28 protein-coding genes are annotated in these 24,305 nt (G+C 60.3%); 10 read left to right on the top strand and 18 right to left on the bottom strand.

Annotated features, from left to right (window positions below; genetic code table 11):
• Positions 1-46: 46 nt before the first annotated feature.
• The gene (locus AACL53_RS07015; RefSeq protein WP_339083775.1) at positions 47-1,057 is read left to right on the top strand and encodes a hydantoinase/oxoprolinase family protein; all 1,011 of its coding nucleotides are present in this window, start codon (positions 47-49) and stop codon (positions 1,055-1,057) included.
• Between the two features lie 54 nt (positions 1,058-1,111).
• Here AACL53_RS07015 and AACL53_RS07010 read toward each other — a convergent pair whose 3' ends face one another.
• From AACL53_RS07010 to AACL53_RS06965, 10 genes are all read right to left on the bottom strand, one after another.
• Entirely contained in the window at positions 1,112-1,411 is a 300-nt protein-coding gene (locus AACL53_RS07010) for a hypothetical protein (protein WP_339083774.1), read from the bottom strand.
• A 116-nt stretch (positions 1,412-1,527) separates the two neighbouring features.
• Complete coding sequence (locus AACL53_RS07005; protein WP_339083773.1) at positions 1,528-2,766, bottom strand: SAM-dependent methyltransferase; 1,239 nt, start codon at positions 2,764-2,766, stop codon at positions 1,528-1,530.
• Positions 2,706-3,287, bottom strand: a complete 582-nt coding sequence (locus AACL53_RS07000) for a DUF447 domain-containing protein (RefSeq protein WP_339083772.1) — start codon at positions 3,285-3,287, stop codon at positions 2,706-2,708. Before AACL53_RS07000 ends, AACL53_RS07005 begins: the two co-directional genes overlap by 61 nt.
• Positions 3,287-3,901 (bottom strand): uridylate kinase, encoded by a 615-nt coding sequence (locus tag AACL53_RS06995; protein WP_339083771.1) that lies wholly within the window; start codon positions 3,899-3,901, stop codon positions 3,287-3,289. The genes AACL53_RS07000 and AACL53_RS06995 overlap by 1 nt, the downstream gene beginning before the upstream one ends.
• Positions 3,894-4,349: a dihydroneopterin aldolase gene (locus tag AACL53_RS06990; protein ID WP_339083770.1), complete on the bottom strand. Its 456-nt coding sequence runs from the start codon at positions 4,347-4,349 to the stop codon at positions 3,894-3,896. Before AACL53_RS06990 ends, AACL53_RS06995 begins: the two co-directional genes overlap by 8 nt.
• Complete coding sequence (locus tag AACL53_RS06985) at positions 4,346-5,083, bottom strand: (5-formylfuran-3-yl)methyl phosphate synthase (RefSeq protein ID WP_339083769.1); 738 nt, start codon at positions 5,081-5,083, stop codon at positions 4,346-4,348. The genes AACL53_RS06990 and AACL53_RS06985 overlap by 4 nt, the downstream gene beginning before the upstream one ends.
• A 35-nt stretch (positions 5,084-5,118) precedes the next feature.
• Positions 5,119-5,877, bottom strand: a complete 759-nt coding sequence (locus tag AACL53_RS06980) for an ABC transporter ATP-binding protein (RefSeq protein WP_339083768.1) — start codon at positions 5,875-5,877, stop codon at positions 5,119-5,121.
• Positions 5,865-6,677 carry an ABC transporter permease gene (locus AACL53_RS06975; protein ID WP_339083767.1) on the bottom strand — a complete coding sequence of 271 codons (813 nt, stop codon included), beginning with the start codon at positions 6,675-6,677 and terminating at the stop codon, positions 5,865-5,867. Before AACL53_RS06975 ends, AACL53_RS06980 begins: the two co-directional genes overlap by 13 nt.
• Positions 6,640-7,626, bottom strand: coding sequence for an ABC transporter substrate-binding protein (locus AACL53_RS06970; protein WP_339083766.1), 987 nt, complete (start codon positions 7,624-7,626; stop codon positions 6,640-6,642). Before AACL53_RS06970 ends, AACL53_RS06975 begins: the two co-directional genes overlap by 38 nt.
• On the bottom strand, positions 7,623-8,150 hold the full coding sequence (locus AACL53_RS06965) for a DUF3280 domain-containing protein (RefSeq protein WP_339083765.1): 528 nt from the start codon (positions 8,148-8,150) through the stop codon (positions 7,623-7,625). The genes AACL53_RS06970 and AACL53_RS06965 overlap by 4 nt, the downstream gene beginning before the upstream one ends.
• Positions 8,151-8,480: 330 nt before the next feature.
• Between AACL53_RS06965 and AACL53_RS06960 the strand changes: the two genes are divergently transcribed.
• The 6 genes from AACL53_RS06960 (at position 8,481) to AACL53_RS06935 (ending at position 13,736) form a co-directional block, all read left to right on the top strand.
• The gene (locus tag AACL53_RS06960) at positions 8,481-9,716 is read left to right on the top strand and encodes an ABC transporter substrate-binding protein (RefSeq protein WP_339083764.1); all 1,236 of its coding nucleotides are present in this window, start codon (positions 8,481-8,483) and stop codon (positions 9,714-9,716) included.
• 113 nt (positions 9,717-9,829) lie between these two features.
• On the top strand, positions 9,830-10,768 hold the full coding sequence (locus tag AACL53_RS06955; RefSeq protein ID WP_339086907.1) for a PQQ-dependent catabolism-associated beta-propeller protein: 939 nt from the start codon (positions 9,830-9,832) through the stop codon (positions 10,766-10,768).
• A 61-nt stretch (positions 10,769-10,829) separates the two neighbouring features.
• A complete protein-coding gene (locus AACL53_RS06950; RefSeq protein WP_339086906.1) occupies positions 10,830-11,609 on the top strand; it encodes an ABC transporter ATP-binding protein in 780 nt (259 codons plus the stop codon).
• Positions 11,609-12,628, top strand: a complete 1,020-nt coding sequence (locus AACL53_RS06945) for an ABC transporter permease (RefSeq protein ID WP_339083763.1) — start codon at positions 11,609-11,611, stop codon at positions 12,626-12,628. The genes AACL53_RS06950 and AACL53_RS06945 overlap by 1 nt, the downstream gene beginning before the upstream one ends.
• A gap of 8 nt (positions 12,629-12,636) precedes the next feature.
• Complete coding sequence (locus AACL53_RS06940; protein WP_339083762.1) at positions 12,637-13,302, top strand: hypothetical protein; 666 nt, start codon at positions 12,637-12,639, stop codon at positions 13,300-13,302.
• A gap of 197 nt (positions 13,303-13,499) precedes the next feature.
• The gene (locus AACL53_RS06935) at positions 13,500-13,736 is read left to right on the top strand and encodes a hypothetical protein (RefSeq protein WP_339083761.1); all 237 of its coding nucleotides are present in this window, start codon (positions 13,500-13,502) and stop codon (positions 13,734-13,736) included.
• Positions 13,737-14,037: 301 nt separating this feature from the next.
• Here the strand turns inward: AACL53_RS06935 and kdsA are convergent, their stop codons facing one another.
• Together kdsA and pqqA are read right to left on the bottom strand one after the other, a co-directional pair.
• Positions 14,038-14,904: a 3-deoxy-8-phosphooctulonate synthase gene (gene kdsA / locus AACL53_RS06930; protein ID WP_339083760.1), complete on the bottom strand. Its 867-nt coding sequence runs from the start codon at positions 14,902-14,904 to the stop codon at positions 14,038-14,040.
• Positions 14,905-15,015: 111 nt separating this feature from the next.
• On the bottom strand, positions 15,016-15,105 hold the full coding sequence (gene pqqA, locus AACL53_RS06925; RefSeq protein ID WP_045836478.1) for a pyrroloquinoline quinone precursor peptide PqqA: 90 nt from the start codon (positions 15,103-15,105) through the stop codon (positions 15,016-15,018).
• A gap of 363 nt (positions 15,106-15,468) precedes the next feature.
• Between pqqA and AACL53_RS06920 the strand changes: the two genes are divergently transcribed.
• Positions 15,469-15,708, top strand: a complete 240-nt coding sequence (locus tag AACL53_RS06920) for a hypothetical protein (protein ID WP_339083759.1) — start codon at positions 15,469-15,471, stop codon at positions 15,706-15,708.
• A gap of 85 nt (positions 15,709-15,793) precedes the next feature.
• Here AACL53_RS06920 and AACL53_RS06915 read toward each other — a convergent pair whose 3' ends face one another.
• Positions 15,794-16,285 carry a polymer-forming cytoskeletal protein gene (locus tag AACL53_RS06915; RefSeq protein WP_339083758.1) on the bottom strand — a complete coding sequence of 164 codons (492 nt, stop codon included), beginning with the start codon at positions 16,283-16,285 and terminating at the stop codon, positions 15,794-15,796.
• A 137-nt stretch (positions 16,286-16,422) separates the two neighbouring features.
• Here AACL53_RS06915 and AACL53_RS06910 point away from each other — a divergent pair, with 137 nt between their 5' ends.
• Positions 16,423-17,649, top strand: a complete 1,227-nt coding sequence (locus AACL53_RS06910) for a hypothetical protein (protein WP_339083757.1) — start codon at positions 16,423-16,425, stop codon at positions 17,647-17,649.
• Here AACL53_RS06910 and AACL53_RS06905 read toward each other — a convergent pair.
• The 5 genes from AACL53_RS06905 to tpiA form a co-directional block, all read right to left on the bottom strand.
• Positions 17,646-19,274, bottom strand: coding sequence for a CTP synthase (locus AACL53_RS06905; RefSeq protein ID WP_339083756.1), 1,629 nt, complete (start codon positions 19,272-19,274; stop codon positions 17,646-17,648). The genes AACL53_RS06910 and AACL53_RS06905 overlap by 4 nt on opposite strands.
• 105 nt (positions 19,275-19,379) lie before the next feature.
• Positions 19,380-19,961, bottom strand: coding sequence for a hypothetical protein (locus AACL53_RS06900; RefSeq protein ID WP_339083755.1), 582 nt, complete (start codon positions 19,959-19,961; stop codon positions 19,380-19,382).
• A gap of 100 nt (positions 19,962-20,061) precedes the next feature.
• The gene (gene secG, locus AACL53_RS06895; RefSeq protein WP_339083754.1) at positions 20,062-20,445 is read right to left on the bottom strand and encodes a preprotein translocase subunit SecG; all 384 of its coding nucleotides are present in this window, start codon (positions 20,443-20,445) and stop codon (positions 20,062-20,064) included.
• Positions 20,446-20,601: 156 nt separating this feature from the next.
• The gene (locus AACL53_RS06890) at positions 20,602-21,357 is read right to left on the bottom strand and encodes a hypothetical protein (protein WP_339083753.1); all 756 of its coding nucleotides are present in this window, start codon (positions 21,355-21,357) and stop codon (positions 20,602-20,604) included.
• Positions 21,357-22,133 carry a triose-phosphate isomerase gene (gene tpiA, locus AACL53_RS06885; RefSeq protein WP_339083752.1) on the bottom strand — a complete coding sequence of 259 codons (777 nt, stop codon included), beginning with the start codon at positions 22,131-22,133 and terminating at the stop codon, positions 21,357-21,359. The genes AACL53_RS06890 and tpiA overlap by 1 nt, the downstream gene beginning before the upstream one ends.
• A gap of 218 nt (positions 22,134-22,351) precedes the next feature.
• Here tpiA and AACL53_RS06880 point away from each other — a divergent pair, with 218 nt between their 5' ends.
• Positions 22,352-24,241, top strand: coding sequence for a SurA N-terminal domain-containing protein (locus tag AACL53_RS06880; protein WP_339083751.1), 1,890 nt, complete (start codon positions 22,352-22,354; stop codon positions 24,239-24,241).
• The last annotated feature ends 64 nt before the right edge of the window (positions 24,242-24,305 follow it).

Genomic DNA, 24,305 nt, shown 5'->3' with positions numbered 1-24,305 from the left:
GGGCCCTCAGTGTATCACGAGCAGCGATATTGAAGCGAAGGCCCAAATGACGAAGGTCACAATCGGCTTGGACGTTGGCGGCGCGCACCTCAAGGCCGCACGCTTGGAGGACGGCCGCGTCGTCTCCGTGCGTCAGATCCCCTGCCCGCTTTGGGAAGGTTTGGATCGGCTCGACCAAGCCCTCCACGACGCCGCCACGATCATCGAAGGGCATACCCTCTGCGCGATCACGATGACCGGCGAGCTGACCGAGATTTTCGAAAGTCGCGAAGCCGGTGTTCTCGCGATCGTCGAAAGGCTGCGCGAACGCCTCAACGGAGAGCTTCGCTTTTTCATGGGCCTCAAAGGCTTCGCCGCGCCGCAAGCGGCCATCGGTGATCCGCTATCCGTCGCGTCGGCAAATTTCATTGCAACCGCCGAACTCGTCGCCCGCCTCCGCCCGAAGTCACTTCTCATCGACATGGGATCGACGACGACCGACATCATCGCTTGTGATCGCCCGTTGGGCCTCACCGATGCTGAACGCCTGCAGACAGGCGAACTGGTCTATACGGGACTGACGCGAACACCCGTCGCCTCCATCGCAAACCGCGCGCCGCTCGCGGGCCAGTGGCAAGGTCTCGCACGCGATGGCTTCGCAACGATGGCCGACGTGCGCCGCATCCTCGGTGATCTGCCGGATGACGTCGATCAGCATCCAACGGCTGATGGGCGCGGAAAAACTCAGGAAGAAAGTCTCGTCCGCTTTGCCCGCGGATTCGGTCGCGACGTCGAAATGCGCCACCTGCCGACTTGGCAGGTTTCTGCCGCCTATCTGTCGGAACGGCAGCTGCGATCGATCCACGACGGCGTGCTGCAAGTCCTGTCGCGCCCGAGCGGCGAAGTGCGCTCCGTCGTGCTCGCCGGCATCGGCGCATCGCACGCGGAAAAAATCGCAACCCGATTGCAGCTTCCTGCATTCGCATTCGGCATGCTCATCGATGCCAGAGACGATCAGCGAGAGTGGGCGACGCGCTGCGCACCAGCCGTTGCCGTAGCACTTCTTCTGCACAAATAAATTCGGCCGCAACGGATGCCGTCGCGGCCGAAAAAAATATCAGTGGCGAATGTCTCAGCCGCGGTCGCGACGGAGCCGCACGAGGTCGAACGAACCGCTTTCGAGTTCCAGATCGTAAACGTGCCCGTTCGCGCGCTTGGCATCGTCGATCTTCCAATAGCCATGCGACCAGCGGATTTTGCCCCATTGGACGAAGCCCATGTGCTGCAGCCTCTCCGCAACGACCGCCGGATCTTCGCGGACCTCATCGCGCGCGCTTGCAGGAAGTGCCACGGCCACACTGATAGCGGCAACGGCCGAAGCGAGCCGCACGATACGGGAGACGTCAATCATCGAGTTCTGCCTTCTTTTCATGAATTCACTCTGGGGGTCCCGAGCATCAAACATATGAAGCCCGGATGAGTTCCCTCTATACGCATTCCACGTCAGTGAGCAACAAATGAGGCGTGCAATAAAATCGCAGCGGGAAACTACTCGACATCCTTGAGTTGTGACTCGAGATGTTGCGTCGAAAAACCGGTAGTATTCTTCAACGCCTGATACTGTTCGCGCGCCGATACCCGATCCACGTGAGAAGATCTGACGGCCGCAATCAGAATATTCTTTGACGTATGTTCAGTCGAAACGAATTCGATCAACTTGACTTTATAACCAGACGATTCAAGCAGCAGCGCTCGCGCTGCATCCGTCACGAGATCCGCCTGACGTTGCTTCAGAAGCGGATATTTTATGAGCCCGAGCAACCCTTCGCCCGTGTCTTTGATTTGCGGCGCTATTTCATGCTGGCAGCAAGGCGCGGAGAGAATGAGCGCGGCGTTCCCGCGAACCCCAAGCGCCATTGCGTCATCCGTCGCAGTATCGCAAGCATGCAGCGCGATGATGATATCGATGCCGGCGCGCGAGATCCGCGACGCTTCTTCAGCAACGAACGTCAATCCGCCGAAACCGAGCTCTCGGGCAAGATCATTACAGAACGCGACGAGTTCAGCGCGCATCTCAATACCCGCCATCTCGCAACCGTAGCCGAGTTGCGTCGTCAGATAATCGTAGAACGCGAAAGTCAGATATCCTTTGCCGGAACCGATATCGACGACCTTGAGCGGCGCATCTTTTTTGAGATCGCTTTCCTTGATCAGTTCGTCCGCAATCTCGATGAACCGGCAAATCTGACGATACTTGCCCTGCATCGACGGCTTGATACGGCCCTCGCTGTCCGCGACCTGCAAAGCCTTGAGATACGGCCTGTCGGGCGGAACGAGATATGCCTTCTTGCGATCGTGCGACGCGGGCTCTGCCGCTTTCAGCGTCGCTTTTCCGCTCGCCAAATGCGGGACACCCTTGCGGCTGTAGTCGAGGCGAACGTCCCGCGCCGTCGAGAAGAGCGTGGCGCTCATATAGGTTTCGCCGATCGACGAACCGATCGTTCGCAAGCCCTCGTCGATTTTATAGGTCTTTGTTTCGTCTTTGCGCGGAAAGCTCGTGACGAGCTTCAGATGCGGCACATCCTTCAGCGTCACGATCGTCGCAATCGCTTTGCTTGCTTCGCCTTTTCCCCGAAATTTTCCGAGCGTGAGCTTGGCGAACGATCCGTTCTCGATCGCATCGCCACAAGCCTTGATGAACGCGCCTTTGACGTCGCCGTCGGGCTTCATGACGTCGACTTGTCGAACCGTGCCTGACGCCACGCCGAAACCTTTTCCATCAGCCATTCCCATGCCTCTTCTTCGCGCGGGCCGGCGGTCTTCGAAATTGCGATTTCGAGATACTTCAATTCGCCTTCGATCTTCTCCGGCGGCAACATGTTGAGCCGCGTCGTCAGCACGGCGAGTTCGATGACCGCCGCTTGCGCACGATTGAATCCCTGCCACGCCTTATGCATTTCCTCGTCCACGATGGAGCAAAGAAACCGCGGCCGCTGTTCATCCTCGACGATCTTCTCGACCTTCAGTTCCCAATGCGAGACGCAATCAGCGAGCCTGTCGCCTTTGATGGTTCGCGTCGGCAATAGCGGCCATATTTTGCGTCCCGTCACGGCCCCCGCAAAAACGCGAACGTCGTCCGTATGGCTCGCTGCCGCGACAGGATTGCTGCGGAGATTGTCGAGCGTGGTCGACGGCCGGAACGGCGCAATGATCCAATACGTCCCGTCGTCGATCAGGCCGAGAGGAGCGATATGTGCTTCACCTTCGGCGTTGAAGGTCGTCACGATCGTTTCGACGATACGCGGCATCAGTCGGCTCCTTCGCCAGCCAGGATTGCGGCCAAAGCCGCATCATCCGCCGGCCCGAAAATGGACCACGAAACCCCAGCCCGCGCAACGATATCGGGAAAAAGCGCATCGACCACACCCTTCAGCGCAAGTTCCTCAGCGGAAAGATCTTCCGCAACGTCGACGGACTTCAGCAGAATGAGCGGCGCGTCCAGAAGTTCGGCGAGACGCACTGCGAGACTATCCGAAGTGGCGGACCAGTCGGCTGAGATCGCCTCGTCGTCGCCGATCATGCGAAGTGGCGCCCAGACCGGAATCTGTCCATCCATGATGCAGTCCGAGATTTCGTCGACCGAGTGCGCGACTTTCAAACCCGGGCGCTGAGATACGATCCATTCCGCCATCTGCTCCATGGCAAGCATCGCAAGTCGATGAGCGACAGCGTCCGTGAAGTCGATCTCACGTTGCAAACTGCGCACGGCATCCGCGAACGGGCCGCCCCCGGGCACGATGACGATCGGTATCTGCGCCCCGCTGAGCGTCGCCAGGGTCTCGCCGAGACGCCCCGTCTCCGCAAGGCTTCCGCCGACTTTGATGACGAGCGGGCTAATACCGTTTTTGCGGCCCTCAGCCACGCCCGAACTCGCGCGCGGCGGCTCTCGTCGCCGGCCGAATGATCTCGACGCCTCTCAACGGCCCCCGTTCGAGTTTCTCGAGAACGACGCGAACCGCAACGACACGTCTGTCCGCGAGCACCTGAGCCGCAATGCGCTCGGCAAATGTTTCGACGAGATTGATGTGGCCGCCGCGCGCGAGGGCGACGATCATGTCGATGATGTCGGCATACGACGGAACTTCCGCCATCTCGTCTTCGACGCTGAAGACGTCCTTGTCCAAACGCGCTTCGACCGTGAAGCGAACCTTCTGCGTCACGCCCTGCTCTTCCGCATAGACGCCGACGTTGCAGTCGACGACGTAATCGCGAACGAAGATGGAATCGCCAAGCTCGCGCACGTCTGCAGATGCCTTCTTGAGTGCCACTGAACCAGTCTCGTCGGCCTTTGCAGGCTTCTTATCTTTCATGCCGCTGACGTCTCCGATGATACCTTTGCGAGCCGAGCCTGATCGATAGCGCGCCGCACCTGAACGACCCGCCCCGCTTCGACGGCGCCTTTGCGCCCCGAGGGACACAGCGCGCCGCGGAACCCCAGCATATCGGGTTCGAGCCCTGTGAGCCCGGCGATATCGCTTTCCCTGAGAGATCCCGCGAGTCCGGCGAACAAATCGTTAGCGCGCGCCGCGCGGAGGAATTGCGTCAACTGGCGAACGGAAAGAATCGATGTCAAACTGCCGGCCGCCTTGTCGGCGGTATCGAGCATCACGCCCGAGAACCCGGCACGCCGAAGCACCGGCAGAACGTCGAGGTCTGGAGCGCGATCCGCCATCAGCACGGCAACGAGCTGCGCCCGGGACGAACACGCGGCGCCAGCCGCCGAGATCGCCTCGCGCGGATCCTCGTCTCCGAAGAAGCCGATCTTCACGACGTCGACGCCCGTCTCAGCCATCGCAATCGCCGCCGCGCTCATAACTTGAGGATCGGACGGCAGGTCGCCGACCGTCGCGCTGACCGGAAGCCGGCCGCCGATGCGACTGACGATCTCGCGAACGGTCGAAGCGGGCAGCGCGCCGAGCGCGCCCGACGCCGGGTCCTTGCAATCGATGATGTCCGCGCCGCCAGCCAGCGCGATCTCCGCCTCGTCCGCGTTCGTCACACTGGCGAGAAAGGCGGGTCTGCCTCGTCTCAAACCTTCAATCATTCCGTCATTCCGAGATTGGTCCGCCATCGGCCATTCTAGGCGGCGAAGATGCGGTTCTGCTCCGCAAGCACGGCAGCACGGTCATGGCGCTGCGCCTCGGTCAGATCAATGGTCACATCCTGAACGACACTCGCCTTTCCGGGCGCCAAGCGCAAGATGCGCGTTCCGAGCTGAATTGCCTCGGTCCGGTCGTGGGTAACGAAGATCACGGTCGTCGGATGGCTATGCCAAAGTTCCAGCAACAGATCCCGGAGGCTCTGAGCGGTCTGCTCGTCGAGCGATACAAACGGCTCGTCCATCAGCAGGATTTCCGGTTCCAGGATGAAACCGCGAGCCAGCGCCGCCCGGCGCTGCATCCCGAGCGATAGCCGCTCCGGATAGGCATTCATGGCCTGTCCGAGCCCCACGCGCTCGAGCATGGCTGCGATCCGCGATTGCCTCGGATCGCCGTCAGGGAGTGCCAGGGAAATGTTTTCGTAAACCGTGCGCCAAGGCAAGAGCCGAGGTGTTTGAAAGATGAACGCCAAGCGGTCCCGCGCAGGCCCGAGATCGACGCTGCCGTCGTAATCCCTGTCGAGACCCGCCATGATGTTGAGCAACGTCGACTTCCCGCATCCCGAGGGCCCGGTGATGACCAGGAACGAGCGGGCCGCGACCTCGAATGAAATGTCTTTCAACACCAGCTGCGCAGCGCGATCGCCGACTGGCGGAAAGACCTTGCGGTGGATCGAAACGCTGATCGGCGCCGCGCCGGTGACGCCGATTTCGCGGTTTGCCACGTTCAACGACGCCATGCGCTCACCCGTGCCTGCAATGGTTGCAACAGCAGAAATTCAATGGCCTGCACGATCAGGATGAAAGCCAGCGCATAAGCCAGGATCGTGCTGACATCGAATTCCTGGAAAGCGATGCTCAAACGGTAACCGACACCGCTCGACCGTCCGAACGCTTCGACGACGAGCACGATCTTCCAGACGAGCGAAAGACCGGAACGCGCCGACGCCGCGAAGAACGGCGCAAGTTGCGGCAGCGTCACGTGGCGCAGCGTCTTCCACCAGCCGAATTTGTAGATCTTGGCCATCTCGTCGAGATCTTTGGAAAGGCTACGCGCACCTTCCCGCATGTTCACGGCGACGTTCGGAATTTTATTGAGCGCAACGGCGGTGATCGCGGCGATATCAGTCAGGCCGAACCAGATATAGCAAAGCGTGATCGTCACGAGAGCCGGCAGATTGAGGAAAAGGATCAGCCACGCGTCGAAGAACTTGTCCGCCGTCTTGAAGCGGCCCAGCGCCAGCCCGATCGCGGTCCCAATGAACATCGAAACGACGAAGGCCACGGCGACGCGGGCAAGCGTGGCCGACGTATTGATCCAGAGATCCCCACTCGCGCTCTCGCGCCAGAGAACGTCGAAAACCGCGATCGGCGTCGGCAGGTATTTGTTCTGAACGTAGACCGCGATGAGTTGCCAAAGCACGGCCAGCGCGAACAGCGAGCCCGCCATCCAAGCGAGCCGCTCCAGCGCAGCCGTAAAGCCCAAAGGCGCGGCGATCGGCTTAGGTGTGGAAAAGATTCTGGTCGAAATGGGTGCCATCGCCAACGAGTTCCGTATCGCCGAGTTCAATGAGAAGATCCGTCAGCTTCTTTGCTGCCGCCGTTTCCGCTACTCCCCACGATCCCGTAATGCCCGACCGATAGTAATCCCGGATCGCGATGAGTTCCGCGTCCGATGCGGGCTTGATCAATGGCCGAAGCCGCTGCCAGGCATCATCGGACGAAGCCAACACATGGTTGGCATCCGCTACGGCGGCAAGCAGCTTATCGACCGGAACGCTGTTGTCGCGAACCTGCTTCTCCGACCAGATGAAACCGACGAGCGGCGGCGTCGGCGTGACGTCCAGACCTTTGACGACGTCGGCCATCGTCAGCAGCTGGTGTGCGCCTTCTGCCTGAAGCCGCGCTGCGTAAGTCCAGAAGTTCAAGACCGCATCGAGGCGGCCGTTCCTGAATTCTTCCGTTACCAGCGGAGCCGCCCCGAAGACAGGCTCGGCAATGCTGGCAATGTCTTTGCCGAGCGTCTTGCGCGAGTAAGCGCGCAGCAAGATCCAGCTCTTGTCGATGCCTGTGCCGGCGACGCCTATCTTTTTTCCCTCGAGATCGGCGAGCGATTTGATCGGACCGTCTTCGCGGACCATGACGCTGCCGAGAGCCGACGAATAAGGTGCGAATTTGAGATCACCTCCCTTCGCCCGCTGCCTGAGCGCCCACGTCCAATCGCTGACGATGACGTCCGCGGCGTGCGAGAGGAGCGCGACTGGCGCCGCCTGATTGTTCGAAACCTCGACGACCTGCAAATTGAGATCGTGCTTCTTGTCGATCCCTTCCCACCGAATCGTATCGATCAGCCAGCTCACCGAGCCGAACTTCACCGACGTCAGCCGCACTCGCACCGCAGCGGAAGCGGCGGCGAGCCGCGGCAGCAGCGTCGCGGCGGCGAATGCCGAGCCTGTTGTGAGAACACTGCGGCGAGTGAGCTTCGTCATTTCGGCTGAGCCTCGACGTTGAACCTGTTTCTCCAGAGATAGCGAAGCCCGTGCAGCCAGAGTTCGTCGGTGTTGCCGTTGATCGCAGCCGACATCGTTTTGGTCAGCGCGCCGGTATTCGCGTCGCGCGCGATAATCTGCAAGCTGAGCAATGCATCCGAAACCTTGTCGACGTAACCCGTCACGGCGATGTCTGCGCCCGCGTCTTTGGCAATCGGAACTTCGCAGCCGTTGCACTGATGAAACGGCGACGCGGTGTCGATGGCCTTGGCTTGGGGGGCCAGGTCGATGATCGAATACTTCCCATCCTTCGTCATTAACGCTTTCAGTTCCTCAGCCACGAGCTTGAGCCGCCGCAGATCCTCTGGGTTGTACTGGGGAACGATCTCGCCATCCTGCTGGGCATCATGGAAATCGAAGGGAAAGACAGCTGCTTTCGTCGTATTGGCCGTCGTATTGGCGTAGGCAGGAACGGCGATAAGAACCGGTACGGAAAGGCATAAGATCCACTTAAGCATGCGCATGGACTGTCATTTCCAAGTTATTGAGCGAACTCAGACTTCAAGGTGGATTTTGCGCCCGGCCGAAGCGCATAACCTTAGGTGCCCGTTTCCCCCCAATGATTGCAAGAGGTTCCGGCCCGCTTTGCCACGCACGCCCGGTCACAAACGCGCGAGGCGGGAGCCGCCAGCTTGACAACTGGGGCGGCCACCCCTTTTTAGCAACATAGTAACACTTGCGCCCCGCGCTGACGGGGCGCGGGCTAAACGCCGATCGGAGTTGGAACATTGGCATTCCCATATACCGGCGCCACCACAGCATCCCCGCGCCAAAGGACCTGGAAGGCGGCCTGCGTGGCCCTCGCGCTTACAGCAGCCTTTGCGCTCCCCGCCCGCGCCGAGAACCCCAGCGCGCAAGAGGCGCCTAAGCCGGCGCCTATCCCGATCCCGACGACGCAACCTCAGGGCGTAAATATTAAAATTCTTTACGTTAAAGAGAACCGCCAGAAAGAGCTTCCGCTCTCTCTGCTCGACCAGCCGAATCCCGATGACGGCATCGCCGGCGCCAAGCTTGGCGTCGCGGATAACAACACGACCGGCCGCTTCCTCAATCAGACATTCACGATGGACGTCCTCGAGGGCGACATCGACGAGTTGATCAAGGGCGCCACCGAGAAGCTCTCAGGCGGTGACAGCTTCATTATCGCCGACGTCGAACCCGATTCCTTGCTGAAGTTGTCCGATGCGTTGGCGGGCAAACCCGCTCAGATTTTCAACGTCGGCAACCCCGACGACCGTCTGCGTGAGGAAGACTGCCGGCCCAACGTGATGCACACGGCGCCGACCCGCACGATGCTGGCCGACGCGCTCACTCAATATCTCGTATGGAAACGCTGGCCAAACTGGCTGCTCGTCGTCGGACCGAGCCCTAAAGATCAGCTTCTCGCCGACGCCTATCGCCGGTCCGCGAAGAAATTCGGCGCCAAGATCGTCGAGGAACGCCAGTTCAAGATCGATACCGGCAACCGCCGCGCCGATGGCGGATACGAACAAATCCAGCAGCAGATCCCGCAGTTCATGCAGGGAGCCAAGGATCACGACGTCGTCTTGGTCGCCGACGAGGACGAAGTGTTTGCCGACTATTTCCCCTATCGCACATGGGTTCCTCGCCCCATCGCCGGCTCGGCAGGTCTCGTACCGTCGAGTTGGCACCCGGCACTCGAGTTGTGGGGCGGAACCCAGTTCCAGAATCGCTTCAAGAAACTCACAGGCCGCATCATGCGCCCGATCGATTACGACGCATGGGTCGCGACGCGCGCGGTCGGAGAAGCCGCATCGAGAAAGCAGACGAGCGACTTCAAAACGCTCCGCGATTTCATGCATTCGCCGAACTTCGACGTCGCCGCCTTCAAGGGCGTCGCCACGAGCTTCCGCGCCTGGAACGGCCAATTCCGCGAACCGCTACTCGTTTCGACGCCGAAGCACCTCGTCAGCGTCTCGCCGCAGCAGGGCTTCCTTCATCAGTTCAGCGTGCTCGACACGCTGGGCATCGATAAACCGGAGACAAAGTGCAAGGCCTATACGCAATGATCCGATCCGCGCCGCCAGCCCGGCAAACCTTCACACCGTTTAGACGCTTCCATCTGGAGACGAGAATGTCCCGATTTGCTCAAGCATTGCCTGTGTTTGTCGCGGCCGCCGCGATGACGTCGTTCGGCGCAACAGCCGCCAACGCCTATACGGCCTACATAACGAACGAGAAGGACAACAGCCTCTCCGTCATCGACACCGATAAGCTCGAAGTCATCAAGACCGTGAAGATCGGTCAGCGGCCCCGCGGCATCGTGATGTCCAAAGACGGCAAGTGGGTCATCGTCTGCACGAGCGATGACAACGACGTCAAAGTCTACGATGCCAAGACGCTCGAATTCGTCAAATCGCTTCCATCCGGCCCGGATCCCGAGCTGCTGACGCTCCACCCGGACGGCAAAAGGCTCTACATCGCCAACGAAGACGACAACCTCGTAACGGTCGTCGACATCGAAACGTCCAAGGTCGTGACCGAAATTCCCGTCGGCGTCGAACCCGAAGGGATGGGCATGAGCCCGGATGGCAAGGTGCTCGTCAACACGTCCGAAACGACGAACATGGCCCACTTCATCGACACCGAGAACCACAAGACGTTCGACAACGTTCTGGTCGACAGCCGTCCCCGCGTCGCGATGTTCAACACGGCACAGACGCAGCTCTGGGTTTCCTCCGAGGTCGGCGGCACCGTGGCGGTCATCAACCCGGCTGACCGCAAGCTCATCACCAAGATCAATTTTGAAATCCCCGGCGTGGAAAAGGAAGCGATCCAGCCCGTCGGTATCCGCATTACTAAGGACGGCAAGTTCGCGTTCATCGCCCTCGGGCCGGCAAACCGCGTGGCGGTCGTCGATACATCGACCTTCAAAGTCCTGAAGTACATTCTTGTTGGCCAGCGCGTCTGGCAGATGTACTTCACGCCAGATGATAAACTTTTGCTGACGACCAATGGCGCATCGAACGATGTGACCGTAATCGACGTTGCCAGTCAGAAGGCGATCAAATCGATAAAGGTCGGGCGCTATCCCTGGGGCGTCGTGGTCTCGCCGGATTGATCGTTACGAAGTTCGAACGACGGGCGTGACCGCCAGGCGCAAACGAAAGGCAATGACGACGATGGCATCGACAGCCGAGACTGAAGCTGAAAGAACGCCGGCCCTCGTCGTCAACGGCGTCAGCCATAGTTTCGGCGACAGGAAGGTCCTCGACCGCGTCTCGTTGACAGTCGATCAAGGTGCATTCGTCGTGCTCCTCGGTCTTAACGGCGCGGGGAAGTCGACCCTCTTTTCGCTGATCACGCGCCTCTACGACAATATCAGCGGCGAGATAACCATTCGTGGTTTCGACGTCCGCAGACGGCCGTCGCAGGCATTGCAGCGCCTCGGTGTCGTCTTCCAAAGCCGGACGCTCGATATCGACCTGACCCTGATGCAGAACCTCAAATACCACGCAGCGCTTCATGGCTTTGCGGGACGGACGGCAACCGAGCGCGCGCATCAGGCGCTCGCACTTGTCGGCCTCGCCGATCGCGCCTCCGAGAAAGTTCGCGCGCTCTCCGGCGGGCAGCTCCGCCGCGTCGAGATTGCTCGCTCGATGATGCACCATCCCGATCTGCTGCTGCTCGACGAAGCAACTGTCGGACTTGATCTCGGCTCGCGCGAAACTGTCATGAAAATTGTGCGCGATCTCGTTGCGCGCGAACGTCTCGGTGTCCTCTGGGCAACCCATCTGATGGACGAGGTCTTACCCACCGACCAGGTCGTCATACTTCACAAGGGCGTCGTTCTCTACAATGGACCCGTTCCCCAGCTCTTGAAGCTCACAGGCACGTCGAGCGTGCGCGAAGCCTTCCGCAGCGTCACCGGGACGAAGAGCACGATCGAGGAGGCCGCCTGATGGCATCGCAAGCGGTCACGACCAGATCGGAAAACCTCGGCCTCGCTTACCACGAAAGCGACGCCGACGCCCGCCGGCGCCTCGGCATTGCGGGCTACTGGGCCTGCTTCAACGGCATCGTCCGGCGCGAAATCCTTCGCTACCTTCATCAACGCGAGCGGTTTCTCTCCGCACTCGTGCGCCCGCTGATCTGGCTCTTCATTTTTGCAGCAGGCTTCCGGCAGACGCTCGGTGTCTCGATCATTCCGCCGTACGAGACCTACGTCCTCTACGAAGAATACATCGCACCCGGCCTGATCGCGATGATCCTGCTTTTCAATGCGATGCAATCGTCGCTTTCGATGGTTTATGACCGCGAAACAGGCACGATGCGTACGCTTCTCGTCAGCCCCTTCCCGCGGTCGTTCCTGTTGCTGTCGAAACTTCTCGGAGGCGTCTCGGTTGCGTTGCTGCAAGCTTACGCCTTCATGCTCGTTGCTTGGTTCTGGGGCATTCAGCCGCCGCCGATCGCCGAAGTGAAGCTCTTCACGTTCTACGATCCGCCGAGTTGGGCGGGCGACGTCATCCCCAAGATGGCGGACCCGATCGTCACCTCGCTCTTTTCCATTCCCGCGTTCATCCAGCCCTTTGCAGGCTACATCACGGTCATTCCCGCGATCATCCTCGCCGGCCTTATGCTTGGCTCGCTCGCGCTCTTCATGTCGTCTGTCATCAAGCAGCTCGAAAACTTCGCGGGTGTGATGAACTTCGTCATCTTCCCGATGTTCTTCGCCTCGTCCGCGTTGTACCCGCTCTGGCGCATTCGCGAGGCCAGCCCCCCGCTTTTCGAAATCTGCCGTCTCAACCCGTTCACCTATGCGGTGGAAATGATCCGCTTTGGGCTTTATGGACAAGTCGATACGGTTTCGCTCGCCGTTGTCCTGGGTTGCACGATCGTCTTCCTTGCGGCAGCGGTTTTTGCCTACAATCCGTCCAAGGGGTTGATCGCTCGGCGCGGCGGCCCTGGCGGCTCAGCTTGAGGTTGGAAATGAAAATGATCGGACATGTTCTTCGTCGCGCCGGCTTGCAGATCGCCACAGCCCTTGCACTTGCGCCTTTCACCCTGGTGGCTGCTCCAGCATTCGCGGACGAGGCGCCGAAAGCCGAATGGCCCTGCGTTTACCGCAAGGTCCCGGTGTTGACCGCCGCAACAATTTGGGATGGCCCTGCGATCACCGATACATCGTCATGGCGCAAGGACGAGACCATCAGAAAGCTCTCGCAATACCTCGTCTCTCGCCGCGTGAAGGAGCCCGAGGCCGAAGCTGCCGTGAAGAAGTTCGCGGCCGGCCTATCCGCCGATACCCGCGACGCCAAGCTGACGGAGCTCTTCTCCGCCGTGCTCACGCGGACCAACGAGGATCGCAAGGTCGTCATGTCGGGCATTGAGCGCTTCCATAAGCGCCAGCTCGAGCGCGCCAAGGAAATCGAGAAGGAAGGCATCGATCTCCCCCCCGCGGGCGATTTCGGCGCAACGGACGCTCCGGCGGGCGAGATCTCCCAGCTTTCAAGCAAGGAAGAAAAATACAAGTGGGAGGTGCGCACCTTCCAGGAGAAGCAGGCGAACATTCCTATCGCCTGCGAGATCCCTCAGCTGATCGATGAGCGGGCAGGCGCCCTCGCGAGAGCGATACGTGCCGAGATGAAGAGCTGAGGCCGGCCGGCGCACGGCGCGCGAAAAACTCAGGACCGACAAAAATAATCTTTACGCGTCGTTAGCCTTAACGCGTCCTTAACCAAGGTTGACATACTCTCAACGCATCGGGTTTCGCCGCCGGCCTCTCCCCGGTCCGAAGCCACACTGCAAGTGGAAGTGTCGTCATCTCTGGTCTCGCGTTTGTGAGGTTGACCATGCACTACGAACTTGTTTCGCGTGCCCTTGCCTATGCCTCCTGCATTTCGACAATGAGCCTGCTTATGACGTCGATGGCGATTGCAGCCATCAACGTTGGCAGAACGCACCCCGCCTTCTGCCAGCCCAATGCCTGCGTCGCCGGCATTCGAGTTGGTACGGAAGCTCAATTCGGTGCTCTGACGAGCCGCGCCCATGTCGCAACGCTGGCGGCGAAGTTCTGGCGCGTCAGCTAGAAGAAGTCGAAATCTCAAAAAATACACTCGGCGAAGCACGGTACCGTCCATGCGGGTAGCGGAATTGCGCCTTGGCGAGTGCGAAGCGAAGTGAAGTGAAGTGAAGTGAAGAAAAGTCGAGCGATCCACGATCACGCACTGCCGTCCGTGCGCACGGACTGAAATGAATTCACGAAGCCTACAGTCGAATCTACGCTTTACGCTTGCCAAGTCGGAAATGCCGAAGCTCCCGGCCTGCATTATGTCGACTTAAACCCGGAAGCTTCGATCTGAGAAATATGTCGATCGATATGAGCGCGAGTCAGGCCTGGCTCGCGCTCTTTCGCTGTTTGACGACTTGGTCGATCGCCTGCAGCTCCGAAACGAGCCCGGCGAAATCCTTGAGCGCCACCATGTTCGGCCCGTCCGAAGGCGCCCTGTCCGGATCCTGATGCGTCTCGATGAAAAGCCCCGCGACGCCGACAGCAACGGCTGCGCGCGCCAGCACCGGCACGAAGCGGCGATCGCCACCCGACGACGTTCCCTGCCCGCCGGGCTGCTGCACAGCGTGGGTGGCATCGAAAATAACCGGCGCCCCGGTCTCGGCCATCTGCGGCAGGCCCCGCATGTCGACGACGAGCGTGTTGTATCCAAAGCTCGAACCCCGCTCCGTGACGAGCACGTTTGGATTGCCGGAGCCCGTCACCTTGGCGACCACGTTCTTCATGTCCCAGGGCGCGAGGAACTGCCCCTTCTTGATCTTGACCACCCGGCCCGTCTTGGCCGCCGCAATCAGAAGATCGGTCTGGCGGCAAAGAAAAGCCGGGATCTGGAGCACATCGACGACTTCGGCCACCGCAGCGCACTGCCCGGCCTCGTGAACGTCGGTTACGACCGGAACCCCATATTTTTCGCGAATTTCAGCAAAAACGGGCAGAGCCGCCTCGAGCCCCATGCCGCGACGGCCGGTCAACGACGTGCGGTTGGCCTTATCGAATGACGATTTGTAGACGAGCCCGAAACCCAGTTTCTGGGCTATTTCGGTTAAGGCCGCCGCCATCTCGAGGGCGTGGGCGCGGCTTTCCATCTGACAGGGCCCCGCCAAGATCGCGATTGGCGCATCGTTGGCGAAAAGCACGTCACGAGCACGGACGTGGGCGGCAGGCTTAAGGATTTCATGCTGGGTCATGGCGCGATTTATAGCGTCGCCGGGCTCTGGCCGCGACCCCCTAGGTCCGCTGTACCCAAACAAAAACGGCGGCCCATGGCCGCCGTTCAGAAACCCGAAGGTTCGAATTCTTTAGATGAGGTCGATCTCAGCCGGCAGATAGCTGGTGACTTCGAGACCAACTTCTTGCTCGCGAACTGCAGGCTTCATCCAGACTTTCATATGCGTCCTCCTCGGATTTCTACAGGTTGCTCCTGTTGAATGCTTAGTTACCGAAACAACCCCTCAATTACCAATCTCTTTTCGCTAACGCGGTTCAAACTTTTCGTGATCGAAACGACGAATTGTTATATCATTTCAATTGGAAATGCTCGATTGCTCGCAATTCTTGAGTGGCACTGTCCGCATGTATGCGTCCGGGTACGGACGACTGTGCCTCCAAAGCTTCAGTCGGAAACCGGCGCCCCTGCTCCACGGTGGCTTGTCGCTTTACTCGGCTTTTCACGTGCTAAGCCAAATTTGCAAGCCGCGACTCGGGGCGCGCGCGCATAGGCGGCATAACAAAAGCTCGTGGAGACCACCCAGATGCAAATACTTGAAACCTACCCTTGGATTGAGCCCGTTCTGATCGGCGCAGCGATCGTGTTCGTGCTGGACCTGATCGGCAATCTCATCTCGTTTTCGAACCGCGTGCTGAACGCGCTCGCAACGGCAATCGTCTTCGCAATCGTGTTCGGCGGATTGCTTTACACCGGCGTCCTCCGGCTCGACGTAAGGACCGAGACCACGACGACAACGTCCGCACCGGCGACGACCACGCCATAAGGACCGCAACGCGTATCCACGTTTGCAGGCCATCAGAATCCCGGCGCGTGACGCCGGGATTTTTGTTTTCAGCGGCGATTGCCGTTTACGATAAGTCGGGCGTGACTTCGCTCGCGTCCTTCGCCTTCTTGACGCTACCTTCGAAGTGAGCGCCGTCAGCGACGGTAAGCCGCTCCTGAATGATGTCCGCCTCGACGACGGAATGTTCGTGCAGAATGACGTTCGAACCCTTGAGCTCGCCCTTTACGCCGCCCTGTATGGCGATAGTGCGTGCAGTGATGACACCTTTTACGTGCGCGCCGTCATCGACGGTAACCGTTTCTCCGTGCACGTCGCCTTCGATGTGACCTTGTATCAGCAGCGAACCTTTGGTTTTCAGGATAAGCTGCTCGCCGTATATTGAAATATCGGGCCCGAGAATGGATGTCGGCCTGTCGGGTGATGCGGGCTGATAGCTCGGAGCCGCGGCATTGGACACGACACCGATTGGCCCGGAGAACCGCGGTGGCGGTGTTGATATTGCGCCCGGTTTTGCAGCGTCCGCACGCGTCTCTGCTCGTGAATCTCGACTGAACATAAGAACCCCCAGAGATTGATCACTTTGAACACAAGAAAAGAGCCGGTCCCGCTTAACTATGAGGGACACGCGATTGCAGCGGCACGAGGGCACACCACAAGGAAAAGCAAAGGGGGAAATCTCCGATGAAACGTCCGATGACAGTTCTAGCTCGCAATTTGCGCGCAACCATTTGCGCGTTATCGGCGGTCACAATGATCGCGCTGCCCCAAGGCAGCATCGCCCAGGCACAGACGGCCGATCTGACTCAAAAGATCAGCGAGTATCGCGAGAAACTCGCCGAATACACGAAGGCGCGCGCGGCCTATGAAGTGGTCGCGGGTCCTTACTGGGCGGCGATAGGGGAAAAACGCGCCGAGCGTGCCGCCAAGCGGCGCAACAAAGAACGAACTACGCTCGACGATTACGTTCTCGCGCAACCACCCGTCTATTCAGGCCCGCCGAAACCTGAAGATCCGGAACAGCGCCGCATCGGCGAAGAGTATATGCCGGTTGTCGCGGACTTCCTGAAGAACGCCGAAGAGCACTTCGGCTTTGTCCCGGAGCGTCCCGCGGGCGATGATCAATACAGGCATGCATATGCGCAGCTCGCGTTAGCCGCAGGCCTGACGCCCGAGCAGTGCGTGAAGATCTACGCGTTCGAATCGACCGGGAACGGCGGATATGACATTCAAGCAGGCCTGGAGTACGGCCTGCCGCACGAACGCGCGATCTCGACAGCGCTCGGCTATAACCAGCTGCTGGCAACCAACAGCATCTCACTCCTTGCAGAAGTCGGCGATAAATTTGTTGCCGCCCTGCATGAAAAAGCTGAAGCGGCGGACGGCGAACGCCGCGTTGTGCTGCAGAAAAAAATTGCGACGCTGAAAAAGATGATCGCGTTCAGCCATACCGTGCCCAACCAATGGAGCGAGCATGCCAAGCTCGCCGAAACGCCCAAAGGCCTCGGAGTTCATGCGATCATTCTGGATATCGACATCAGCCCGCTATTGCAGGTCGAAAAGCTGCTGACGTCCGTCAACTACGCCAAGCGCCTAGGCTTTGCGAAGCCGCTAAAGGCCGCCGAACTCGAGATGATGAACCTGACAGGAGACGGCTCAGGCTTCGACATGGTCACGATGTCGGAAGAGATGAGAAAGAAAATCCCGACATCGAATTTTTTCCAGCGGCGGGGCTACGAGCGCAACCAGATTGCAATCACGAACAATACGGTGGCTCAGCTCATCGCGGCGACCGATACCAAAATGCAATCGGAAGCCCAGCTGAATGGAGCGCGCGCGCTGGCAGCTGCGTTCGAGGTATTCAGCGAAACCGCTGACGAAACCAGCCGAGGCGGCGCGCGCCTCGGCTCGACCGGTAACTAAACGAGCCGCGACTGCTCCACTGCGGCCGCGATGAAACTCGCGAAGAGGGGATGCGGATCGAACGGCCGTGACTTCAGCTCGGGGTGATACTGCACGCCGATGAACCACGGATGGGCGGGATACTCGATCGTCTCGGGCAGAAGTCCGTCCGGCGATACGCCCGCGAACCGGAGCCCAGCGCGTTCGAGATCGGCGCGATAGCGCATGTTGACCTCGTACCGATGACGATGACGCTCCGAGATATGCGTCGAGTTATAGATCTTGGCGATGTGGCTGCCTTCGGCGAGAGACGCATCGTAGGCCCCCAGCCGCATCGTACCGCCGAGCTGACCGTCCTGACGGCGCTGCTCGAGTTCGTTGCCGCGCATCCACTCCGTCATCATCGCGACGACGGGCTCGCTCGCTTCGCCGAATTCGGTCGAGCTTGCATCCTTGATGCCCGCCAGATTTCGCGCCGCTTCGAGACACGCCATCTGCATGCCGAAGCAAATGCCGAAATAGGGAACACGACGCTCGCGCGCGAACTTCGCAGCGAGAATTTTGCCTTCCGATCCACGCTCGCCGAATCCGCCCGGCACAAGAATGCCGTTGAGGCCTTCGAGATAGGGCGCGGGGTCCTCGCGTTCGAAGATCTCGCTCTCGATCCATTCGAGCTTGACCTTGACGCGATTGGCAAGACCGCCGTGAACCAGGGCTTCGTTCAACGACTTATAGGCGTCCTTGAGTCCGGTATATTTGCCGACGATCGCGATCGTCACCTCGCCTTCGGGCTGCGCGATACCGCGCGAGATCGTTTCCCAGCGAATGAGATCGGGCTTCGGCGCGCCGGTGATCCCGAACGCGGCGAGCACTTCGCGATCGAGCCCCTCGCGGTGATAGGCGAGCGGCACATCGTAGATCGACGCAACGTCGAGCGCCTGGATAACGGCCTCGGGGCGCACGTTGCAGAACAGCGCGATCTTCTTGCGCTCTCCGACCGGAATTTCGCGATCCGACCGGCACAGCAGAATGTCGGGTTGAATACCGATGGAGCGCAGCTCTTTGACGGAGTGCTGAGTCGGCTTGGTCTTGAGTTCACCCGCCGACGGAATGTACGGCATCAACGTCAGATGGATGAATACGGATGCCCCGCGCGGAAGCTCGTTGCCGAGCTGCCGGATGGCTTCGAAGAACGGCAGGCCTTCGATGTCGCCGACCGTGCCGCCGATCTCGACCAGCACGAAGTCGACATCCTCGTTGCCCGACAGGACGAAGTTCTTGATCGCGTCGGTCACGTGCGGAATGACCTGCACGGTTCCGCCGAGATAATCGCCTCGTCGTTCCTTGGCGAGAATGTCCTGATAGATGCGCCCCGTCGTGACGTTGTCCGACTGTTTCGCCGGAACGCCAGTGAAGCGCTCGTAATGACCAAGGTCGAGGTCCGTCTCCGCACCGTCGTCGGTGACGAACACTTCGCCGTGTTGATAGGGGCTCATGGTCCCGGGATCGACATTCAGGTAGGGATCAAGTTTCTTGAGCCGTACTGAATAGCCGCGCGCTTGGAGAAGCGCGCCAAGGGCTGCGGACGCGAGGCCTTTGCCGAGGGAGGAGACCACGCCGCCGGTGATGAAGATATACCGCTGCATGGGCCTTGGTTCTGGCACAGCCGACCCCGGATTCGGAAGCGGCTTTTTTGCACCTTCACCAAACGAAAACGTCGCAAGGCTCAGACCGTGCCGGAAGTCGGCCCCTTAAAGGGGTCTGCCGCACTGCTGTGAAACCTCTTGCGTTGCAGCAGCCTGCACGTCCGGAGCCACTGTTTCCGTAGCAAGTTGCGCCTTCAGCGCGTCTGCCGTCTCACGCGTGTTGCGCGCCGCCGGTGCGATCCCGTCGCGACCATAGGTAACGTCGATCGCGACGATGCGCAGATCGGTCGGCTTGATGGCGACCTGTTGACCCTTCTCGGTCATCTTCGTCTTTCCGCACTTGAATGACGTCTGCGCGGGCGTCGATGTGAAGGTCTTCTGATGCTGCTGGGCGCCGTAGTCTGCGGCGGCCGCCAACGCGATCTTCTCGAGCCGGTCGGACGGCGTTCCCGGAGAACCCGCCGCCGTCACGTGAATGCTGCCATCTGCATTGTTCGAAATACTGTATCCGGCCGGCGCGAACAAATTCGCGGCCTGATAATTGGTGACCGACCCCGTCGTCAGATCACCGAGGGTCGCGCCGCAACCGCCGAGCTGAACAAGCGCTCCGGCCCCCACGGCAAGCGCGGACAAACGCGATGCGTGGCGGCGGAAGCCCCCACGACGGATCGACCTGAAGTCAGCCATGACGGTCCCCCATTTGTTCCCATTTTTGCAGGGAACAGGCTGGGGGTCCAGCCGCCCGGGGCCTCAGACCCCGGTGGCGCACATGATTCCTGTCTATCGACTACTGATTCTGAGGGACGAGTGGCGCACGGGGCGCGTCGAGCTTGTCCAGGATGCCGCCACGTCCGGGCTCTCCCTTCGGCGCTACTCCGCCGGCTGCCGGAACCTGCGTTCCGCTGGCCGGAGCCTTCACACCGTCGAACACCGACCCGCGCGGGGCGTTGTGATTGGCGAGGATCGTCAGCAAAATGCTCGTTGCGAAGAAAGCCGCAGCAAGGCCCGCAGTCGTCCGGGTCAGCAGGTTGGCCGTTCCGCGACCGGTCAGGAAGCCGCCACCACCACCGCCGCCGATGCCGAGCGCTCCGCCCTCGGATTTCTGCAAAAGCACAACAGCGACAAGCGCCGTGGCGATCATCAAATGGATAACGAGCAGTACGGTGGCCATAGAATTTGATCCGGATTGAGCGGGCAGCAAGCCCAGCAAGCGTGCGCCTATACACTAGCCTGTCGCGATGAACCAGCCCCGATGACCGGCCTTTTGCGATGGTGGTTCGGCCGCGGACGTTAACCCGCTTTACTTCGGGAGGGGTTTTGAGCGCATTCAAGGTTCCGAGTGCGGCAAAACCACCGTCTCCCCGAAACCGAACGAGGGCAACGAGGGTTCCGGCACGAACGACGAATGAGCGTCCGACGCCGTCTCGGCCGGCCGGGGGTCTCCGCGATAGGCGTCATGGACGATGACAGGCGGCGCGGGAGCCGGCGTTTCCTGAGAGACCTTCGGTTTCGCGGGCTTATCGGGCCCAGACCCAGGAGCGGTCTTGGAAGGCCCGGGCTTGAAAGAATCGTCGTTCTCGGCCTTTGGCTCAGGCGGCTTTGCTTTCTTGTGCGTCGCCTTTTTCGGCCCGTCCTTTTGTATCGCGTCCTTTTTCGCTGGCGAAGCAGACTTCTGCGGGGCAGCCTTCTCCGACCCGGGTTTCGGAGGGTCGTTCGCAACAGGCGCGGTCGGATCGGCGTCGGAATTGAGTTCGATACGCGCAGCCGCCTCGCTCGCCCGTTCCGCCTCGGCCGAAAGCTTGGCGTCGCGGCAGCCGAATTTCACCTGCTCGTCGAGTTGAATGAAATGCTCGATCTCGCGCAGCCGGTCCGCCGACAGATTGGCCTTCGCCCATTGCGGGCCTTTGCTCATGTCGTCGAGAATACCCGACGCGCGGAACTTGATCTGCTCCAGCCTGAGCGCGGTGCATGTCTCGGGATCGACTTTAGGCTGCGTCGCCCATGCACTGTATGAAGCAGCGATCGGCGCGCAAAAAAGCGGCGCGAGTGCCAGAGCGACAGCGTGGCGAAAAGGTAGTGGCATCACGGAGTCTCGTATGCGCGAACTATGGCGAGAAAATCGCGTGCCTTGAGGCTCGCGCCGCCGACGAGCGCTCCATTGACGTTTTCAACAGACATTAGCGTCGCCGCGTTGTCGGGCTTAACCGAACCGCCGTAGAGGATCCGCATGTGCGCGCCTTCCGGTCCGATGAGATCCACGAGATCACGGCGAATGGCAGCATGTACGATTTTAACATCGTCGGGCGTCGGCGTAAGCCCCGTGCCGATCGCCCAGACCGGCTCATAGGCGACGACCGTATTGTCCGCCGTCGACGCCTCGGGCATCGACCCCTTGAGTTGCCGCGACACCACATCGAGCGTCGCACCGGCGGCCCGCTCTTCCTGAGTTTCGCCGATACATACGATCGCAACGAGCCCGGCCCGGTGCGCAGCTTCCGCCTTCGCCCTCACCTGGTCGCTCGTTTCACCATGATCCGCGCGCCGCTCCGAATGGCCGACGATCACGGCCGACGCACCCGCGTCCTTCAGCATCTCGGCCGAAATGTCGCCGGTATGAGCGCCGCTCGCCTTGGCATGACAATCCTGCCCAGCGAGCAAAAGGGGACGTGCTCCGAGACCCGACGCAAATCCGGCGACAAGCGTCGCAGGAGGGGCAATCATGACATCGGCCGCGACGGACGCCAGCGGCCCGAGTAGGGCGTCACCGACGGCCTGAACCTCGCCGAAGCTCGCTCTCAGGCCGTTCATCTTCCAATTTCCAGCAACAAGAGGCCGAATTTCGCGCCGATAATTCACCATCCCGTCCCTCTTTTTGCGGACGCGAACACGCTTTTCGGGCGCCCGCCGTCGTGAACACTCCGTAACCTCATCCCGGTCGCCCTTGCAATCCGAAACGGCCTGCGCTTCATATCACGCCATCGCCCCGTTCATCGCGGGGCGGTTCGTCATCTGAAGCTCGTTGACCTTACGCCCTCCCGCGGCAGCGTCACGCTTCCATCAACGGGACGTCTTTACCTATGCTCGAAGCTCTAAGACGCGGCGCCCAGACGCGGGTCGCCAAGCTGCTGTTCGGATTGCTCGTGCTGAGCTTTGGCATCTGGGGCGTCCATGATGTGTTCCGTGGCTGGGGACGTGGAGCCGTGGCCCATGTGGGCAGCACCGCCATTTCGGATGAAGAGTTTCGCCGCGCCTATCAGAACGAGCTCGACCGGGTTTCTCAGCAGGCTCGCCAGCGAATCACCGCTGAGCAGGGCCGCGCGTTCGGTCTCGACAAAAGAGTTCTAGCCCAGCTCATCAGCGGCGCCGCAGTCGAAGCGCATGGCCAGCAGCTTGGTCTCGCCCTCTCCGACCAGACTCTCGTCGAAGGCATCCAGTCCGATCCCGACTTCCAGATCGACGGCAAATTCTCGAAACAGAATTTCGACGCCCTGCTTCGCCAGATCGGGATGACCGAACGCGGCTTCCTGGACCTTCGCCGCAAGGATGAGCTGAGAGCCGCGATCATCAGATCGTTCGTAACCGGCCAGACCGTGCCGAAACCGCTCTTCGATCTCATGCATGCCTACAATGACGAGAAGCGCGTCATCGAGTGGGTCAAGATCGATCCGGAAGCTGTCACCGTCGCTGAAGCGACGGATGAAAAGCTCAAGGAACTCTACGAAAAGGACAAGTCGAAATACATGACGCCCGAGTACCGCAAGGTGCAGGTGCTCACGCTCAGCGTCGATGACTTGAAGAACCACGTCACGATCACCGACGAAGATATTCAGAAGTCCTACGAAGCGACCAAAGAGACCTACAACAAGCCCGAGGAGCGGCGCATTCAGCAGATCGCCTTCAAGGACAAGGCGACGGCGGAAGCGGCCCTCAAAGAACTCCGCGACGGCAAGAAGTCTTTCGGCGACGTCGCGAAGGAAGCCGGCGCCAAGGATACCGACGTCGACCTCGGCTTGGTGACGAAGAAATCACTGATCGACCCGAAGATCGCGGATGTCGCCTTCTCGCTCGAAAAGGACAAATATTCCGACGTCGTCGAAGGCCGCTTCGCGACAGTCATCCTGCGCGTCACGCAAATCGATCCGGGCATCACCCGCACATTGGCCGACGTCAAGGATCAGGTGCGCGATAAGCTCGCGACAGAAAAAGCCAAGTCAGAGCTGCAGAACAAGCACGACGAAATCGAAGACAACCGCATCGCCGGCAAAACATTGACGGAGATCGCGGAGGCATCGAAGCTCACCTTCAAGGAAATCCCGGCAACGGATGCAACCGGTCTCTCGCCGGAGGGCAAGCCCGTGATGGAAACGCCCGACCTTCGCAAGATCGTCACGCGCGTATTCGCTCCCGACAACAGCTCGGACGACACGGCGATCGAGCTCTCGGACGGCGGTTATGCCTGGATCAACGTTCTCTCGAACGATGCCCCGAAGCAGAAGCCGTTCGACACGGTCAAGGATCAAGTAAAGGACAACTATATCGCGTCCGAGCGTCACCGCCTGCTCGAAGAGCTGGCAAAGAAACTCGTAGATCGCATCAACGCCGGCGAGCCGATGACGGCACTCGAAGCCGAGGCGAAAAACAAGGTCGAGAAAACCGACCCGCTGACGCGCAAGACCATACCGCAGAGCCTTTCGGAAGCCGTCGTCGCGCAGGCGTTCGCACTGCCTAAGGGTAAAGCAGGCCATGGAGCGTCGCCCGATCAGACGACAGCAATCGTCTTCCGTGTTGCCGATGTCATCGCGGCGCCCGAACCGTCCCTCACCGAAACGGATCAGTTGATGCGTCAGCTCAATGCCGAACTCGCAAACCAGACGCTCACCGAATACACTGAAGCGCTCAAAAAGCGCCTCGGCACGACGGTGAATGCGGCCGAAATGAATGCCGCTCTCGGCCTCAGCGAAGAGTGAGAGCAACGTGACCGCCTCAACGGCATCGCCGGCATCGGCCAATTCTGACACGACTCGAGCGGAC

The sequence above is a fragment of the Hyphomicrobium sp. ghe19 genome, from assembly GCF_902712875.1.
Taxonomy (GTDB): domain Bacteria; phylum Pseudomonadota; class Alphaproteobacteria; order Rhizobiales; family Hyphomicrobiaceae; genus Hyphomicrobium_B.
Note: the sequence above shows the minus strand (reverse complement) of the source record. Positions and strands in the feature narration are given on the sequence as shown.